Source organism: Pseudomonas sp. FW305-E2 (genome assembly GCF_058782925.1).
The window spans coordinates 1-15,587 of record NZ_JBYSYE010000034.1; the positions used below are offsets into that span (position 1 = coordinate 1).

At 62.0% G+C, this 15,587-nt stretch carries 13 protein-coding genes; 3 read left to right on the forward strand and 10 right to left on the reverse strand.

The features are described from left to right. The 9 genes from bamA to rpsB all read right to left on the reverse strand — a co-directional run. Positions 1-936, reverse strand: a 936-nt coding sequence (bamA, locus tag AC3WLP_RS20815; RefSeq protein WP_492576237.1) for an outer membrane protein assembly factor BamA, incomplete at its 3' end; no start/stop codon positions are given. Positions 937-1,009: 73 nt separating this feature from the next. Then, positions 1,010-2,362 (reverse strand): RIP metalloprotease RseP, encoded by a 1,353-nt coding sequence (gene rseP, locus AC3WLP_RS20820; RefSeq protein WP_026031852.1) that lies wholly within the window; start codon positions 2,360-2,362, stop codon positions 1,010-1,012. 71 nt (positions 2,363-2,433) lie between these two features. After that, the gene (ispC, locus tag AC3WLP_RS20825; protein WP_088513367.1) at positions 2,434-3,624 is read right to left on the reverse strand and encodes a 1-deoxy-D-xylulose-5-phosphate reductoisomerase; all 1,191 of its coding nucleotides are present in this window, start codon (positions 3,622-3,624) and stop codon (positions 2,434-2,436) included. Beyond that, on the reverse strand, positions 3,621-4,436 hold the full coding sequence (locus AC3WLP_RS20830) for a phosphatidate cytidylyltransferase (RefSeq protein WP_003252301.1): 816 nt from the start codon (positions 4,434-4,436) through the stop codon (positions 3,621-3,623). Before AC3WLP_RS20830 ends, ispC begins: the two co-directional genes overlap by 4 nt. After that, the gene (gene uppS, locus AC3WLP_RS20835) at positions 4,436-5,191 is read right to left on the reverse strand and encodes a polyprenyl diphosphate synthase (RefSeq protein WP_003252299.1); all 756 of its coding nucleotides are present in this window, start codon (positions 5,189-5,191) and stop codon (positions 4,436-4,438) included. Before uppS ends, AC3WLP_RS20830 begins: the two co-directional genes overlap by 1 nt. Before the next feature lie 15 nt (positions 5,192-5,206). Further along, positions 5,207-5,764, reverse strand: a complete 558-nt coding sequence (gene frr / locus AC3WLP_RS20840; protein ID WP_003252296.1) for a ribosome recycling factor — start codon at positions 5,762-5,764, stop codon at positions 5,207-5,209. Then, positions 5,761-6,504 (reverse strand): UMP kinase, encoded by a 744-nt coding sequence (gene pyrH, locus AC3WLP_RS20845; protein ID WP_088513366.1) that lies wholly within the window; start codon positions 6,502-6,504, stop codon positions 5,761-5,763. Before pyrH ends, frr begins: the two co-directional genes overlap by 4 nt. Positions 6,505-6,685: 181 nt before the next feature. Beyond that, positions 6,686-7,549: a translation elongation factor Ts gene (gene tsf / locus AC3WLP_RS20850; RefSeq protein WP_003252290.1), complete on the reverse strand. Its 864-nt coding sequence runs from the start codon at positions 7,547-7,549 to the stop codon at positions 6,686-6,688. Between the two features lie 185 nt (positions 7,550-7,734). Next, positions 7,735-8,472 carry a 30S ribosomal protein S2 gene (gene rpsB / locus AC3WLP_RS20855; RefSeq protein WP_003252287.1) on the reverse strand — a complete coding sequence of 246 codons (738 nt, stop codon included), beginning with the start codon at positions 8,470-8,472 and terminating at the stop codon, positions 7,735-7,737. Between the two features lie 346 nt (positions 8,473-8,818). On the opposite strand from rpsB, the gene map reads away from it, so the two are divergent. Genes map through dapC form a run of 3 tightly spaced genes read left to right on the forward strand, consistent with a single transcriptional unit; the run spans position 8,819 to position 13,572 of the window. Then, the gene (map, locus tag AC3WLP_RS20860; RefSeq protein ID WP_003252286.1) at positions 8,819-9,601 is read left to right on the forward strand and encodes a type I methionyl aminopeptidase; all 783 of its coding nucleotides are present in this window, start codon (positions 8,819-8,821) and stop codon (positions 9,599-9,601) included. Positions 9,602-9,642: 41 nt separating this feature from the next. After that, the gene (locus AC3WLP_RS20865) at positions 9,643-12,345 is read left to right on the forward strand and encodes a [protein-PII] uridylyltransferase (RefSeq protein ID WP_003252283.1); all 2,703 of its coding nucleotides are present in this window, start codon (positions 9,643-9,645) and stop codon (positions 12,343-12,345) included. Positions 12,346-12,375: 30 nt separating this feature from the next. Then, positions 12,376-13,572 carry a succinyldiaminopimelate transaminase gene (dapC, locus tag AC3WLP_RS20870; protein WP_012053545.1) on the forward strand — a complete coding sequence of 399 codons (1,197 nt, stop codon included), beginning with the start codon at positions 12,376-12,378 and terminating at the stop codon, positions 13,570-13,572. A gap of 43 nt (positions 13,573-13,615) precedes the next feature. Here the strand turns inward: dapC and AC3WLP_RS20875 are convergent, their stop codons facing one another. Further along, complete coding sequence (locus tag AC3WLP_RS20875) at positions 13,616-15,262, reverse strand: Na+/H+ antiporter (protein ID WP_088513365.1); 1,647 nt, start codon at positions 15,260-15,262, stop codon at positions 13,616-13,618. Between the last annotated feature and the right edge of the window lie 325 nt (positions 15,263-15,587).

Here is a 15,587-nt window from a genome sequence, read left to right on the forward strand (position 1 = left end):
ACCCAGGCGGCGGGTGATCAGCTCGGACGTGGTGGTCATCACCTTGCGCGAGAACACCTGGCCCGGCTGCACCAGCAGCAACGACTTGACCTGGTCTTCCGGCACCTTGAGGTCACCGGACAGCTTCACGTCGCGAACGGTGTATTTCTCGCCTTCGTTGATGTTGACGGTGATGTAGACGTGCTTCTTGTCCGGCGTGATGGACACCTGGGTGGAGGCGATGTCCATGTTGATGTAGCCGCGGTCCAGGTAGTAGGAACGCAGGCGCTCCAGGTCACCGGAGAGTTTTTCACGGGCGTACTTGTCGTCGTTCTTGAAGAACGACAGCCAGTTGGTGGTCTTCAGCTCGAACAGCTGCCCCAGGGTCTCATCATCGAATACGTTGTTGCCCACGATGTTGATGTGCTGGATGGCGGCGACGGTGCCTTCGTTGATCTTGATCTTCAGTGCCACTCGGTTGCGCGGCTGCGGCACCACCTCGGCGTCGACCTCGGCCGAGTAGCGCCCTTGGGCCACGTACTGGCGCTGCAGCTCATTACGCACACCTTCGAGGGTGGCACGCTGGAAGATCTCGCCTTCGGCCAGGCCCGATTGTTTCAGGCCCTTCATCAGGTCTTCGGTGCTGATCGCCTTGTTGCCTTCAATCTCGATGCTCGACACCGACGGGCGCTCGACCACGTTGATGATCAGCACATTGCCATCGCGGCTCAACTGGATGTCCTGGAAGAACCCGGTCTTGAACAAGGAACGAGTCGAGTCCACCAGGCGGCGGTCGTCGGCCTGGTCGCCAACGTTCAGCGGCAAGGCACCGAACACACTGCCAGCGGAAACCCGCTGCAGGCCGTTGACGCGAATATCGGAGATGGTGAAGGACTCGGCGTGAACTTCAGCGATCATCAGTGCGGACATGACCGCAGTTAGCAGCAGACGTTTCATGAAGTCCTTTTATTCCAACTGGCAATAAACAACCTGCCGTCACAAAACGGCAGGTTCGCAATTGAGCGAAGCTTTATAGTCGACCCAGATCGTTGATCAGGGCGAGCAACATCACCCCTATGACCAAACTGATACCGATCTGAACCCCCCAACCTTGCACCCGATCCGACAGCGGACGACCGCGCGCCCACTCGACCAGGTAAAACAGCAAATGCCCCCCGTCCAGTACTGGAATGGGCAGCAGGTTAAGAACCCCCAGGCTTATGCTCAGGTAGGCCAGGAAATTCAGGAAATCCCCCACGCCGGACTGGGCTGAAGCGCCCGCCACTTTAGCAATGGTTATCGGTCCACTCAAGTTTTTTACCGAGAGCTCCCCGAACAGCATTTTCTTCAGCGACTCAAGGGTCAGGACGCTCATGTTCCAGGTACGCGACAAGCTCTCACCCACCGCATCCAGCGGGCCGTAGCTGATTTCGCGGAGCATGTTGGCAGGCCATTCGCCACCTTTGACGCCAGCGCCAAGATAGCCACCGACGGCCTTGCCCTCCCCCTTGCGGGCCAAGGTCACCGGCAGCTCCAGGGCAGCGCCATCGCGCTCCACTCGCACCACTACCTTGGCATCCGGGCGGGCGCGCACGCGGTCGACAACCTGCTGCCATTCAGTCACTGCCACATCGTCCAGAGCCAGCAGCTTGTCACCGGTTTTCAGGCCCGCAGCGGCAGCCGGCCCCTTCGGATCGATCTCGGCCAGCACAGGTGTGATCGCCGGTCGCCAAGGGCGCAGCCCCAGGGATTGAATTGGGTCCGGCTCGTCGGCGCCCTTGAGCCAATTGTCCAGCTTGACCTGCAGCTGACGCTCGGCGCTGGCGCCCTCATCGCGCACGCCAATCTGCAAGGTACCGCTCTCGCCCAGACGACGAACCAGCTGCAAATTGACCGCCGACCAACCGTTGGTCGGCTTGCCATCTACAGAAACGATTTCCTGACCTGCGGTCAGCCCTGCAGATGCTGCCAGGCTGCCACTGTCGACCGCGCCGATAACCGGGCGGATTTGCTGGGTACCCAGCATCGCCAGCACCCAGAAAAACAGGATAGCCAGCAGAAAATTGGCGATCGGGCCTGCCGCGACAATCGCAATACGCTGGCGCACCGACTTGCGGTTGAACGACTGCCCGGCCAGCGCCGGCGGCACATCGCCTTCGCGCTCGTCGAGCATCTTGACGTAGCCACCCAGAGGAATGGCCGCAACAACGAACTCGGTGCCGTGGCGGTCATGCCACCGCAGCAGCGGCGTGCCGAAACCCACCGAGAAACGCAGCACCTTGACGCCGCAGCGGCGCGCCACCCAGAAGTGACCGAATTCGTGGAAAGTGACCAGCACACCCAACGCCACGAGGGTGCCGATAATCATGTAGAGCGCTGTCATGTCCATCTCCGAATGATGTTCAGCGGGCCGGCATCCTGCCCAGCCCCCTCACGAACCTTGGCGGGCCTGCATCAGCGGCCGTGACGCCTCAGCCACTCACGGGAAAGCTCCCGGGCACGCTGATCGGCGGCAAATACCGCATCCAGCGACGGCAGCGGTACGACGGGTTCCTGGTCGAGTACCTGTTCGATCATACCCGCGATCTCCGGGAAGCGGATGCGCCGTTCAAGAAATGCCTGGACCGCGACTTCGTTGGCCGCATTGAGCACGGCAGGCGCGCTGTTGCCGGCCTCGGCAGCCTGCCGCGCAAGGCGCAGGCAAGGGAAGCGTTGTTCGTCGGGCGCCTGAAAATCCAGACGGGCGATGGCGAACAGGTCCAGAGGGGCTACCCCGGAATCGATCCGTTCCGGCCAGGCCAACGCGTTGGCGATCGGCGTACGCATGTCCGGGTTGCCCAACTGCGCGAGTACCGAACCGTCCACGTAGTCGACCAGCGAGTGGATTACGCTCTGCGGGTGCACCACTACCTCAACCTTGGATGGCACGGCATCGAACAACCAGCAGGCTTCGATCAACTCGAGGCCTTTGTTCATCATGCTGGCCGAATCCACGGAAATCTTGCGCCCCATGGACCAGTTAGGGTGCGCACAGGCTTGCTCCGGGGTCACGTCCAGCAGCGCCTCGACCGGCGTTTCGCGGAACGGCCCGCCGGACGCGGTAAGCAGGATCCGGCGCACACCGACGGCACTCAGACCACGGGCGTAGTCGCCTGGCATGCACTGGAAGATAGCGTTGTGTTCGCTGTCGATCGGCAGCAGCACGGCCCCTTTTTGCCGCACCGCCTCCATGAACAGTGCGCCCGACATCACCAGTGCTTCCTTGTTGGCCAGCAACACCTTCTTGCCGGCCTCGACCGCTGCCAGCGTGGGCCGCAGGCCGGCAGCACCGACAATGGCTGCCATCACTGCATCCACTTCAGCGGCCGACGCCACCTGACAAAGCCCGGCCTCACCTTCCAGCACCTCGGTGGTGCAGCCGGCCGCAGCCAGACCCGCACGCAACCTCACCGCCGCCTCAGTGCTCGGCACCACAGCGAATGCCGGGCGATGACGCACACATAAGGCCAACAGCTCGTCGATGCGCGAATAGCCAGTGAGGGCAAACGCTTGATAACGGTCAGGATGACGCGCAATCACATCCAGCGTGCTCAGGCCAATGGAGCCGGTGGCCCCGAGCACGGTAATACGCTGCGGGCGACTCACATCACACCCCATTCGGCAGCCCACAGCAGTACGGCGAAAATCGGGATTGCCGCCGTCAGGCTGTCAATGCGATCGAGCACACCCCCATGCCCGGGGAGCAGATTGCTGCTGTCCTTGATACCGGAGCGACGCTTGAACATGCTCTCGGTCAGGTCACCGACCACCGAGGACATCACCAGCAACGCAGCGCCCAACAGGCCCAGCAGGATCTGACCAAAGCCCCAGTCGCGGCTGATGCCGACACCCAGGGTAATCAACAGGCTGACCGCCAGGCCACCGTACACGCCTTCCCAGCTCTTGCCCGGGCTGACCTGCGGAGCCAACTTGCGCTTGCCGAATGCCCGGCCAGAGAAGTACGCACCGATGTCGGCGGCCCACACCAGCACCATGACGGACAGGATCAGCCAGTTGCCCAGGGGCCAGTGCTTGAGCAGCACCAACCCTTGCCAGGCCGGCAGCAACACCAGCAGGCCGATCAGCAACCGACAGGCAGCACTGGCCCACAGGTCGCTGCTGCGCGGGTAGGTAAGCACCAGCCAGGTGGCCAGCCCCCACCAGATCACCGCAGCGCCCAGTACCCAGGGCGCCAGTTCCGGAAGGATGTACAGCAGCATCAGCGCCCCCGCGACCACCGCAGCATAGGCAATGCGCAGCGGCTGGGCCATCAGCCCGGCCAGGCGCGCCCACTCCCAGGCACCGAGGGTCACTACGAAGCCGATGAACAGGGCGAAATCCCCGCCATTGAGCAGGAAGAAACCACCCAGCGCGACCGGCAGCAGGATCAGCGCAGTAATGATGCGTTGTTTAAGCATTAAGCACGAGCTCCAGCCTCGACCTGCTCGCTGGTCTTACCGAAGCGGCGCTGGCGCGAAGCGAAATCGGCCAGGGCATTGCGCATGGCCTCGTGTTTGAAGTCCGGCCAGTAGAGGTCGGAGAAGTACAACTCGGCATAGGCCAGCTGCCACAACAGGAAATTGCTGATGCGGTGCTCGCCACCGGTGCGAATACAAAGGTCTGGTAACGGCAGCTCGCCGGTTGCCAGACAGGTCTGCAGCAGGCCCGGGGTGATGTCTTCGGGGCGCAGGTGCCCGGCTTGCACTTCCCGCGCCAGCCGCTGGGCAGCCTGGGCGATGTCCCACTGGCCACCGTAGTTGGCTGCTATCTGCAGAATGAAGCGGTTGTTGCCGGCGGTCACTGCCTCGGCTTCGCGCATGGCGGCCTGCAGCTCAGGATGGAAACGCGATCGGTCGCCGATGATGCGCAGGCTGATATTGTTCTCGTCAAGGCGCTTGGCCTCACGGCGCAGCGCCGAGAAGAACAGCTCCATCAGCGCACCGACCTCTTCGGCAGGGCGCTGCCAGTTCTCGCTGGAGAAGGCGAACAGGGTCAGTACCTCGACCCCGGATTTGGCACAGACTTCGATGACCGCGCGAACGGCGTCCACACCCGCCTTGTGCCCGGCCACGCCGGGCAGCAGGCGTTTTTTCGCCCAGCGATTGTTGCCATCCATGATGATCGCGACATGACGCGGCACCGAGGACGGCGCCGCTGGCTTGGTCTTTTCCATTAAAAAACCCCGGCCTTAGACGGCCATCAGGTCCTTTTCCTTGGCTTTGAAGGCAGCATCGACTTCGGCGACGAACTTGTCGGTCAGCTTCTGGATCTCGTCCGCGGCGCGACGCTCTTCGTCTTCGCTGATCTCCTTGTCCTTGGTCAGCTTTTTCAGGTCAGCCAGGGCGTCGCGGCGCACGTTGCGCACGGCTACCTTGGCATCCTCGGCAACACCGCTGGCCTGCTTGGTGTAGCCCTTGCGGGTTTCCTCGGTCAGGGCCGGCATCGGGACACGGATGGTGGTACCGGCGCTGGACGGGTTAAGGCCCAGATCGGAGGTGAGGATGGCCTTTTCGATGGCAGCGCTGAGGTTCTTGTCGTGAGCGACGATCTTCAGGGTGCGGGCATCTTCGACGGTGATCGCGGCGACCTGGTTCAGCGGCATTTCGCTGCCCCAGGCGGTAACCTTGACGCTGTCCAGGATGCTTGGGTGAGCGCGACCGGTGCGGATTGCAGCCAGGTTGCGGGACAGGGCCTCGATGGACTTGCCCATGCGCTCCTGCGCGTCTTTCTTGATGTCGTTGATCATGCTTGGCCTTCCTCGATCAGTGTGCCTTCAGCGCCACCCACCACGATGTTCAGCAGGGCGCCAGGCTTGTTCATGTTGAATACCCGCAATGGCATCTTGTGGTCACGGCACAGGCAAATTGCGGTCAGGTCCATCACACCCAGCTTGCGATCCAGAACCTCATCGTAGGTCAGGCGATCGAATTTCTCGGCGTGCGGATCCTTGAATGGATCGGCAGTGTACACGCCATCGACCTTGGTCGCCTTCAGCACCACGTCAGCATCGATTTCGATGGCGCGCAGGCAGGCCGCGGAGTCGGTGGTGAAGAACGGGTTGCCGGTACCGGCGGAGAAAATTACCACATCCCCGGAGTTGAGGTGACGAATAGCTTTGCGGCGATCGTAATGATCGGTGACACCCACCATGGAAATGGCCGACATGACCAGGGCCGGGATGTTCGAGCGCTCCAGCGCATCGCGCATGGCCAGGCCGTTCATCACGGTAGCCAGCATCCCCATGTGGTCACCCGTGACGCGGTCCATGCCGGCTGCGCTGAGCGCGGCGCCGCGGAACAGGTTGCCACCACCGATCACCAGGCCGACCTGGACGCCGATCCCTACCAGCTGGCCAACTTCAAGCGCCATGCGATCCAGCACTTTCGGGTCGATCCCGAAGTCTTCCGAGCCCATCAGGGCCTCGCCGCTAAGTTTGAGCAAAATGCGTTTATAGCGAGGTTGGCGACCACTCACCTGCTGAGCCATTGCGAGTCTCTCCTGCGGCGTACTTTTAGAAAATTCGTGCGGGCTGTTTGCAGCCTGCTAACTGTAGCGTGGCACCGCTTCGGTGCCAGCGAAGAGGGAGTCGTATAAACCCCTCCCCGTTTTGACAAAGAGGCTGCGCGCGTGAGCGGGCAGCCTCTTTGGGGCGACAGACGGGGCTGTCTTACTGCTTGGCAGCAGCGACCTGAGCGGCAACTTCAGCAGCGAAGTCGTCGACTGGCTTCTCGATGCCTTCGCCTACTTTGAAGTAGGTGAAGGAAACGATTTCAGCACCGGCTTTCTTGGCCAGCTCGCCAACCTTGACTTCCGGGTTCATAACGAAGGCTTGCTCTTTCAGCGAGGCTTCGGCTTTGAACTTGGTGATACGACCGTTGATCATGTTCTCAACGATGTTTTCCGGCTTGCCGGCGATCTTGTCGGCGTTCAGCTGCAGGAAGACATTCTTCTCGCGCTCGATGGCCTCGGCGGAGATTTCCGACGAATCCAGGAACTCAGGGTTCGAAGCTGCAACGTGCATGGCGATGTTCTTCGCCAGCTCCACGTCACCGCCTTTCAGAACGACGACAGCGCCGATCTTGTTGCCGTGCAGGTAGGCACCGACAACGTCACCCTCAACGCGCACCAGGCGACGGATGTTGACGTTCTCGCCGCACTTGGCAACCAGGGCTTCACGAGCAGCTTCACGCGAGGCGATCAGCGGAGCGGCGTCGGTCAGCTTCTGGGCGAAGGCTTCTTCGAGGCTTTCGGCCACGAAGTTCTTGAAGTCGTCTTGCAGGGCCAGGAAGTCGGTCTGCGAGTTCACTTCCAGCAGGACGGCGGATGTACCGTCGGTCTTGACGGCGATAGCGCCTTCAGCAGCGACGTTGCCAGCCTTTTTGGCGGCCTTGATGGCGCCCGAGGCACGCATGTCGTCAATGGCTTTCTCGATGTCGCCGCCGGCCTTTTCCAGGGCCTTTTTGCAATCCATCATGCCTTCGCCGGTACGCTCGCGCAGTTCTTTTACCAGCGCTGCAGTAATTGCTGCCATTTCAAAATCCTCTTGGAAAGTTTTTCAACCATTCCACCCGTCAATCACGGGCGTTCAATTCTGCAAATCCGCTGTTTTCATTTCAGCAGGCCCATGATGCGGGGCCGATGCTGACAGCAGGATTTCAAGGTGGCAAAAAGGGGGCAAAGCCCCCTTTTTGCGTGCCAAGTAGACGCTAGCGCCTATTACTCAGCAGCAGGTGCAGCCGCTTCTTCAGCGTAAACTTCGGTGCCGCCGGCAACGTTGTTGCGGCCGCGGATGACTGCGTCAGCCATCGAAGTCATGTACAGCTCGATAGCGCGAATGGCGTCATCGTTACCTGGGATGATGTAGTCAACACCTTCCGGGCTGCTGTTGGTATCGACAACGCCGATAACCGGGATACCCAGCTTGTTGGCTTCGGTGATCGCGATGCGCTCGTGATCAACGTCGATAACGAACAGAGCGTCTGGCAGACCGCCCATGTCCTTGATGCCGCCCAGGCTGCGATCCAGTTTTTCCAGGTCGCGGGAGCGCATCAGGGCTTCTTTCTTGGTCAGCTTGGCGAAAGTGCCGTCTTCGGCCTGGGTTTCCAGGTCGCGCAGACGCTTGATCGAAGCGCGGATGGTCTTGTAGTTGGTCAGCATGCCGCCCAACCAACGGTGGTCAACGTACGGCGAACCGCAACGAGCTGCTTGCTCGGCGACGATCTTGCCGGCGGAACGCTTGGTGCCGACGAACAGGATCTTGTTCTTGCCCTGGGCCAGGCGCTCTACGAACGACAGAGCGTCGTTGAACATTGGCAGGGTTTTTTCCAGGTTGACGATGTGGATCTTGTTACGCGCGCCGAAAATGTACTTGCCCATTTTCGGGTTCCAGTAACGGGTCTGGTGGCCGAAGTGCACACCGGCCTTCAGCATATCGCGCATGTTGACTTGGGACATGATAGTTCCTTGATAAGTCGGGTTGGGCCTCCACGTATCCCAATGACCAACCCGCGAATTCTGCAACTCGGGGCACCCAGGTCATCGTGTCGACACGTGTGTGGGTTAAGTGCTGACGGGGTCGTCCCCGAAAGCGGCGCATTTTATACCACAGACCGCGAGCGAACGGAACCCGGATACTGTTGCGTCTGTCAGCACTTTTTGCAGCACCCCGGCTTTCGCGCCAGAATGCCAGCTATAGACAACAGCATGGCCGCCTTTATCCCGACCGATCGGCGCCCTGCTCTGCTAGAATCCGGCCTTTCCCGTTTGTTCGCGCCGTGCACGGCGCCGTAGAGAGCCTGTAATGACCGTCACCATCAAGACCGCAGAAGACATCGAGAAGATGCGCATCGCTGGCCGCCTGGCCGCCGAAGTGCTGGAAATGATCGAAGAACACGTCAAGCCCGGCGTCACCACCGAAGAGCTCGACCGCCTGTGCCACGATTATATCGTCAACGTTCAGCAGGCCATCCCGGCACCGCTCAACTACAAGGGCTACCCGAAGTCGATCTGCACCTCGATCAACCATGTGGTCTGCCACGGCATCCCCAACGACAAGCCGCTCAAGGACGGTGACACGCTCAATATCGACGTCACCGTGATCAAGGACGGCTACCACGGCGACACCAGCCGCATGTTCCACGTCGGTAACGTGCCGGTCTGGGCCGAGCGCCTGTCCAAGGTCACCCAGGAATGCATGTACAAGGCCATCGAGCTGGTCAAGCCGGGCTGCCGCCTGGGCGACATCGGTGAAGTGATCCAGAAACACGCGGAAAAGAACGGTTTCTCGGTGGTGCGCGAGTTCTGCGGTCATGGCATCGGCAAGGTGTTCCATGAAGAGCCGCAGATCCTCCACTACGGCCGCGCGGGCACGGGCATGGAGCTGAAGGAAGGCATGACCTTCACCATCGAGCCGATGATCAACCAAGGCAAGGCCGACACCAAGGTGCTGGGCGACGGCTGGACCGCCATCACCAAAGACCGCAAGCTCTCGGCCCAGTGGGAACACACTTTGGTGGTGACTGCGACTGGCTACGAGATCTTCACCCTGCGCAAGGACGACACCATCCCGCGCACTTCGGCCTGACCGCACTCCGACAGGCCACCCCACGACAGGAACGTGACGCGATGCCCCAGGTGGACCCCGAGCTGTTCGACCGTGGCCAGTTCCAGGCGGAACTGGCCCTCAAGGCGAGCCCCATCGCCGCCTTCAAGAAAGCCATCCGCCTGGCCGGCGAGGTGCTCGACAAACGTTTTAGCGCCGGCAGCGACATCCGCCCGCTGATCGAGGCCCGCGCCTGGCTCGTCGACAATATCCTGCAACAGGCGTGGAACCAGTTCGACTGGGGCGACCAGAGCGGCATCGCCCTGGTTGCGGTGGGCGGCTACGGGCGCGGTGAACTGCACCCGCACTCGGACATCGACCTGCTGATTCTGCTGGGCGCTGCCGAGCACGAGCAGTACCGCGACGCCATCGAGCGCTTTCTGACCTTGTTGTGGGACATTGGCCTGGAAGTCGGCCAGAGCGTGCGCACCGTAGACGAGTGCGCCGAACAGGCCCGCGCCGACCTGACGGTAATCACCAACCTGATGGAAAGCCGCACCATCGCCGGCCCCGAGGCCTTGCGTCAGCGCATGCTGGAAGTCACCAGCACCGCGCACATGTGGCCGAGCAAGGAGTTCTTCCTGGCCAAGCGCGCCGAACTCAAGGCCCGCCACCACAAGTACAACGACACGGAGTACAACCTCGAACCCAACGTCAAGGGTTCGCCAGGTGGCCTGCGTGACATCCAGACGGTCCTTTGGGTGGCCCGCCGCCAGTACGGTACGCTCAACCTGCATGCACTGGCCGGCGAAGGCTTCTTGCTGGAAAGCGAGAATGAACTGCTGGCTTCGTCCCAGGACTTCCTCTGGAAAGTCCGTTATGCCCTGCACATGCTGGCCGGACGCGCCGAAGACCGCCTGCTGTTCGACCACCAGCGCAGCATCGCCACGCTGCTGGGCTACAGCGATGAAAACCCCAAGCGGGCGATCGAACAATTCATGCAGCAGTACTACCGGGTGGTGATGAGCATCAGCCAACTGTGCGACCTGATCATCCAGCACTTCGAAGAGGTTATCCTCGCCGATGAGGAAAGTGGCAGCACCCAGCCGCTGAACGCGCGGTTCCGCCTGCATGACGGCTACATCGAGGCCGCCCATCCGAACGTGTTCAAACGCACGCCGTTCGCCATGCTGGAAATCTTCGTGCTGATGGCCCAACACCCCGAGATCAAAGGCGTGCGTGCCGATACCGTGCGCCTGCTGCGCGAACACCGCCACCTGATCGACGACACGTTCCGCACCGACATCCGCAATACCAGCCTGTTCATCGAGCTGTTCAAGTGCGAAATCGGCATCCACCGCAACCTGCGCCGGATGAACCGCTACGGCATTCTCGGCCGTTACCTGCCAGAGTTCGGCCTGATCGTCGGGCAGATGCAGCATGACCTGTTCCACATCTATACGGTCGACGCGCATACCCTCAACCTCATCAAGCACCTGCGCAAGCTGCAATACACGCCGGTTTCCGAGAAATTCCCGCTGGCCAGCAAGCTCATGGGGCGCCTGCCCAAACCCGAGCTGATCTACCTGGCCGGCCTGTACCACGACATTGGCAAGGGTCGCCAGGGCGACCACTCGGAAATCGGTGCAGTGGACGCGCAGAAGTTCTGCGAACGGCACCAGTTGCCGGCCTGGGACAGCCGCCTGATCGTCTGGTTGGTGCAGAACCACCTGGTGATGTCGACCACCGCTCAGCGCAAGGACTTGTCCGACCCGCAGGTGATCAACGACTTTGCCCTGCACGTGGGCGACGAGACGCGCCTTGACTACCTGTACGTACTGACCGTGGCCGACATCAACGCCACCAACCCGAGCCTGTGGAACTCGTGGCGGGCCAGCCTGCTGCGCCAGCTGTACACCGAAACCAAGCGCGCCCTGCGCCGCGGCCTGGAAAACCCGCTGGACCGCGAAGAGCAGATTCGCCAGACCCAGTCGTCAGCGCTGGATATTCTGGTGCGCGAGGGCACCGACCCGGATGACGTCGAGCAGCTATGGGCGCAACTGGGCGATGACTATTTCCTCAAGCACACGGCCGCCGACGTGGCTTGGCACACGGATGCGATCCTGCAGCAACCGGCCGATGGCGGGCCGCTGGTGCTGATCAAGGAAACCACCCAGCGCGAGTTCGAAGGCGGCACGCAGATCTTCATCTATGCCCCCGACCAGCACGATTTCTTCGCCGTGACGGTGGCGGCCATGTCGCAGTTGAACCTGAACATCCACGACGCACGAATCATCACGTCGAGCAGCCAGTTCACCCTCGACACCTATATTGTGCTGGACAACGACGGCGGCTCGATCGGCGACAACCCGCAGCGGGTCAAGCAGATTCGCGACGGCCTGACAGAAGCGCTGCGCAACCCCGAGGACTACCCGACCATCATCCAGCGCCGGGTGCCGCGGCAGCTCAAGCACTTCGACTTCCCGCCGCAAGTGACCATCCTCAACGATGCCCAGCGCCCGGTGACCATCCTCGAAATCACCGCGCCAGACCGCCCAGGCCTGCTGGCCCGGCTGGGTCGGATCTTCCTGGAGTTCGACCTTTCACTGCAAAACGCCAAGATCGCCACCCTCGGTGAGCGGGTAGAAGACGTGTTCTTCATTACCGATGCCGACAACCAGCCGCTGTCAGACCCGCAGCTGTGCAGCCGCCTGCAGGAAGCCATCGTGCAGCAACTGCAGGCCGGTCAAGGTAGCGACACCAGCCAGACCCGCGTGACCTTTTAACGATTAGACGATTGACGAGACCTTGCGCCGATGAACCATGCCTTGACCCAGCTTCAGCCCTATCCGTTCGAAAAGCTCCGCGCCCTGCTGGGCAGTGTGAAGCCTGCGGCGGACAAACGCGCCATCGCCCTGTCGATCGGTGAGCCGAAGCACGAATCGCCGGCGTTCGTTGCCCAGGCCATGGCCGACAACCTCGACAAGCTGGCGGTTTACCCGAGCACCCTTGGTTTGCCAGCCCTGCGCCAGGCCATCGGCCAGTGGTGTGAACGACGCTTTGGCGTGCCAGCCGGCTGGCTGGACGCCGACCGCCACATCCTGCCGGTCAATGGCACCCGGGAAGCGCTGTTCGCCTTCACCCAGGCCGTGGTCAACCGCGCCGATGACGGCCTGGTGATCAGCCCCAACCCGTTCTACCAGATCTACGAAGGCGCAGCGCTGCTGGCCGGCGCCACCCCGCACTACCTGCCGTGCCTGGAAAACAACGGTTTCAACCCGGACTTCGACGCCGTACCGGCCGAGGTGTGGAAGCGTTGCCAGATCCTGTTCCTGTGCTCGCCGGGCAACCCTACCGGTGCGCTGGTGCCAATGAACACCCTGAAGAAGCTGATTGCCCTGGCTGACGAACACGACTTCGTGATCGCCGCCGACGAGTGCTACAGCGAGCTGTACTTCGACGAGGACGCGCCACCGCCTGGCCTGCTGTCGGCATGCGCCGAGCTTGGCCGTAGCGATTTTGCGCGCTGCGTGGTGTTCCACAGCCTGTCCAAGCGCTCCAACCTGCCTGGGCTGCGCTCGGGCTTCGTCGCGGGCGATGCCCAGATCATCAAGCCGTTTCTGCTGTACCGCACCTACCACGGCTGCGCGATGCCGGTGCAAACCCAGCTGGCCAGCATCGCTGCCTGGCAGGACGAGGCGCATGTGCGCGCGAACCGCGACCAATACCGAGCCAAGTACGATGCCGTGCTGGATATTCTGCAGCCGGTACTGGACGTGCAACGCCCGGACGGCAGTTTCTACCTGTGGGCCAAGGTACCGGGCGACGATGCCGAGTTCACCCGCGACCTGTTCGAAGCCCAGCATGTGACCGTGGTGCCGGGGTCGTACCTGTCGCGTGAAGTAGATGGGGTGAACCCGGGTGCCGGGCGCGTGCGCATGGCACTGGTTGCACCGCTGGCCGAATGCATCGAGGCGGCCGAGCGGATTCGCGCCTTCCTGCAAAACAGCTGATCAACCCCTTCGCGGGCGTGCCCGCGAAGGGCCTTGATAGGGTCTACTTGACCTGCCCCAGGTTCGCCTCACTCATATCCAGCTCACCCAGTACTTGCCGCACCACCTCATCCCCCACCAGGTGCTGACGATGCAGGTTATACAATTCCAGCCGCTGCGCCCTCAGGGCACGCAAGCGTAAACGCCGCTCCAGCAAGTCCATCTGTGCGGCCAGGGCCTTGGCTTCGGCACTGTCGTCGTAGCTTTCCAGCTCATCCCGGTATTCAGCCATCAAGCGCGCCTTCAACTCGGTCGCCAACGTTGCCTGCGCAGCATCCTGCGGTGCGTTGCTGTCGATCACCTCTTCTGCCTCCAAGGCATGAATCGCCGCCTCGGCCGTGCGCCGCCAGGCTTCCTGCACTTCCTGGTGCAAGCGCTCGTCCGGGCTCTTGGTCACCCCGCGCAGTAATATCGGCAGCGCGATGCAGGCGCTGATCAACGACAGCAGGATTACCCCCGCAGCAATGAAGATAAGCAGATCACGCTCCGGGAAAGCGGTGCCAGCCCCTATCAGCAACGGGATCGACATGACACCCGCCAGGGTGACAGCGCCGCGCACACCCCCCAAGGTCAGCAACCAGCAGGAACGCGCCGTAGGCATCAGCACCAGTGCCGGCTTGCCGCGCCAGCGACGGACCACACCGATCGAGCGCCAGATACTCTGGACCCAGATGAACCGCAACATAATCAGTGCGGCAAAGATCGCCACCACGTCCAGGCAGCGGTAGGCCAATGTCGGCCAGAGGGTCGCTTCGTGGCTGACCACAGCCTTGATGATGTCTGGCAACTGCAAGCCCAACAACAGGAAGATCAGGCCATTGAAGGCAAACTCCAGCAACGACCAGACACTGCGGTTGAGCAGGCGGGTACTGGTCTGACGCGGCAGCAGGTCGAGCCAGCTCTGCATCATGCCGGCCGCCACTGCCGAGAGAATACCCGAAACGCCCAAACGCTCGGCCAGCACGTAGGCTGCGAACGGCAGCAGCAACATGAACACCACATGGGTAGCCGGATCGTCCCAGCCCCGGGTGATCATCCACATGCGCAGGCGACCGATCAACCAACTCAGTACCACGCCCACCGCAAGGCCGCCCAGTGCGACCAACACGAAGCTGAAGCTGGCGTCAGCCAACGAAAACACCCCGGTGATCGCCGCCGCCAAGGCGAACTTGAAGGTTACCAGGCCCGACGCGTCGTTCATCAGCGCCTCGCCCTGCAGCATGTGCATCAGGGGAGTGGGCAGGCGGTCCTGGGCAATGGCTGAAACGGCCACGGCGTCGGTCGGCGAAAGCACTGCGGCCAGGGCGAAGGCCACCGGCAACGGGATGCTCGGCAGCAACCAGTGGATGAAGTAACCGGCGCCGACCACGGTGAACAACACCAGCCCCACGGCCAGCGCCACTACCGGGCCACGAATGCGCCATAACTCACGCTTGGGGATGCGCCAGCCGTCGGCGAACAGCAGCGGAGGCAGGAACAGGAACAGGAACAATTCGGGGTCAAGGGCTACATGCAGGCCCAGCGTCGGCCACGCCAGCAAGGCACCGGCGGCAATCTGTACCAGCGGCAATGGCAGCGGGATCACACGGCCGAGCAGCTTCGACAGGCTGACCAGGGTCAGCAGGATGAGGACGGTGTAGGCGGACTGCATCCGGTAAGGCTTCCTTTGAGAACCAGAAACGATAGCAAGGCGAAACATCGCCATTGGAACAATATGTTAGCGGCGACCGACGGTTCGGGGCCGCTGCACGATAGTCGCAGGTGACGAGGGAATATGTAACATGATGATACTTAGGTTTGATGGTAGGGGCTGCCTTGAGTCTTGTAGCGCCTTTGAGATCGAGCGCCGCCCGCGCGGCGCTTCGCGGGTAAACCCGCTCCTACGTTTGTTTCGGGCCAGTATCGCCTGTGCCAGACCCGCGCGACCGCCTTGTTTGTACGACGCGATATCGAGGCGTGCGCCAAGGCATTCGCGC

Bases quoted from the DNA above. Each gene is read 5' to 3' on its own strand.
- AC3WLP_RS20830 (WP_003252301.1), bottom strand. From the start codon at position 4,436: ATGCTTAAACAACGCATCATTACTGCGCTGATCCTGCTGCCGGTCGCG.
- map (WP_003252286.1), top strand. From the start codon at position 8,819: ATGACCGTCACCATCAAGACCGCAGAAGACATCGAGAAGATGCGCATC.
- rseP (WP_026031852.1), bottom strand. From the start codon at position 2,362: ATGACAGCGCTCTACATGATTATCGGCACCCTCGTGGCGTTGGGTGTG.
- AC3WLP_RS20875 (WP_088513365.1), bottom strand. From the start codon at position 15,262: ATGCAGTCCGCCTACACCGTCCTCATCCTGCTGACCCTGGTCAGCCTG.
- AC3WLP_RS20865 (WP_003252283.1), top strand. From the start codon at position 9,643: ATGCCCCAGGTGGACCCCGAGCTGTTCGACCGTGGCCAGTTCCAGGCG.
- tsf (WP_003252290.1), bottom strand. From the start codon at position 7,549: ATGGCAGCAATTACTGCAGCGCTGGTAAAAGAACTGCGCGAGCGTACC.
- rpsB (WP_003252287.1), bottom strand. From the start codon at position 8,472: ATGTCCCAAGTCAACATGCGCGATATGCTGAAGGCCGGTGTGCACTTC.
- frr (WP_003252296.1), bottom strand. From the start codon at position 5,764: ATGATCAACGACATCAAGAAAGACGCGCAGGAGCGCATGGGCAAGTCC.
- uppS (WP_003252299.1), bottom strand. From the start codon at position 5,191: ATGGAAAAGACCAAGCCAGCGGCGCCGTCCTCGGTGCCGCGTCATGTC.
- pyrH (WP_088513366.1), bottom strand. From the start codon at position 6,504: ATGGCTCAGCAGGTGAGTGGTCGCCAACCTCGCTATAAACGCATTTTG.
- dapC (WP_012053545.1), top strand. From the start codon at position 12,376: ATGAACCATGCCTTGACCCAGCTTCAGCCCTATCCGTTCGAAAAGCTC.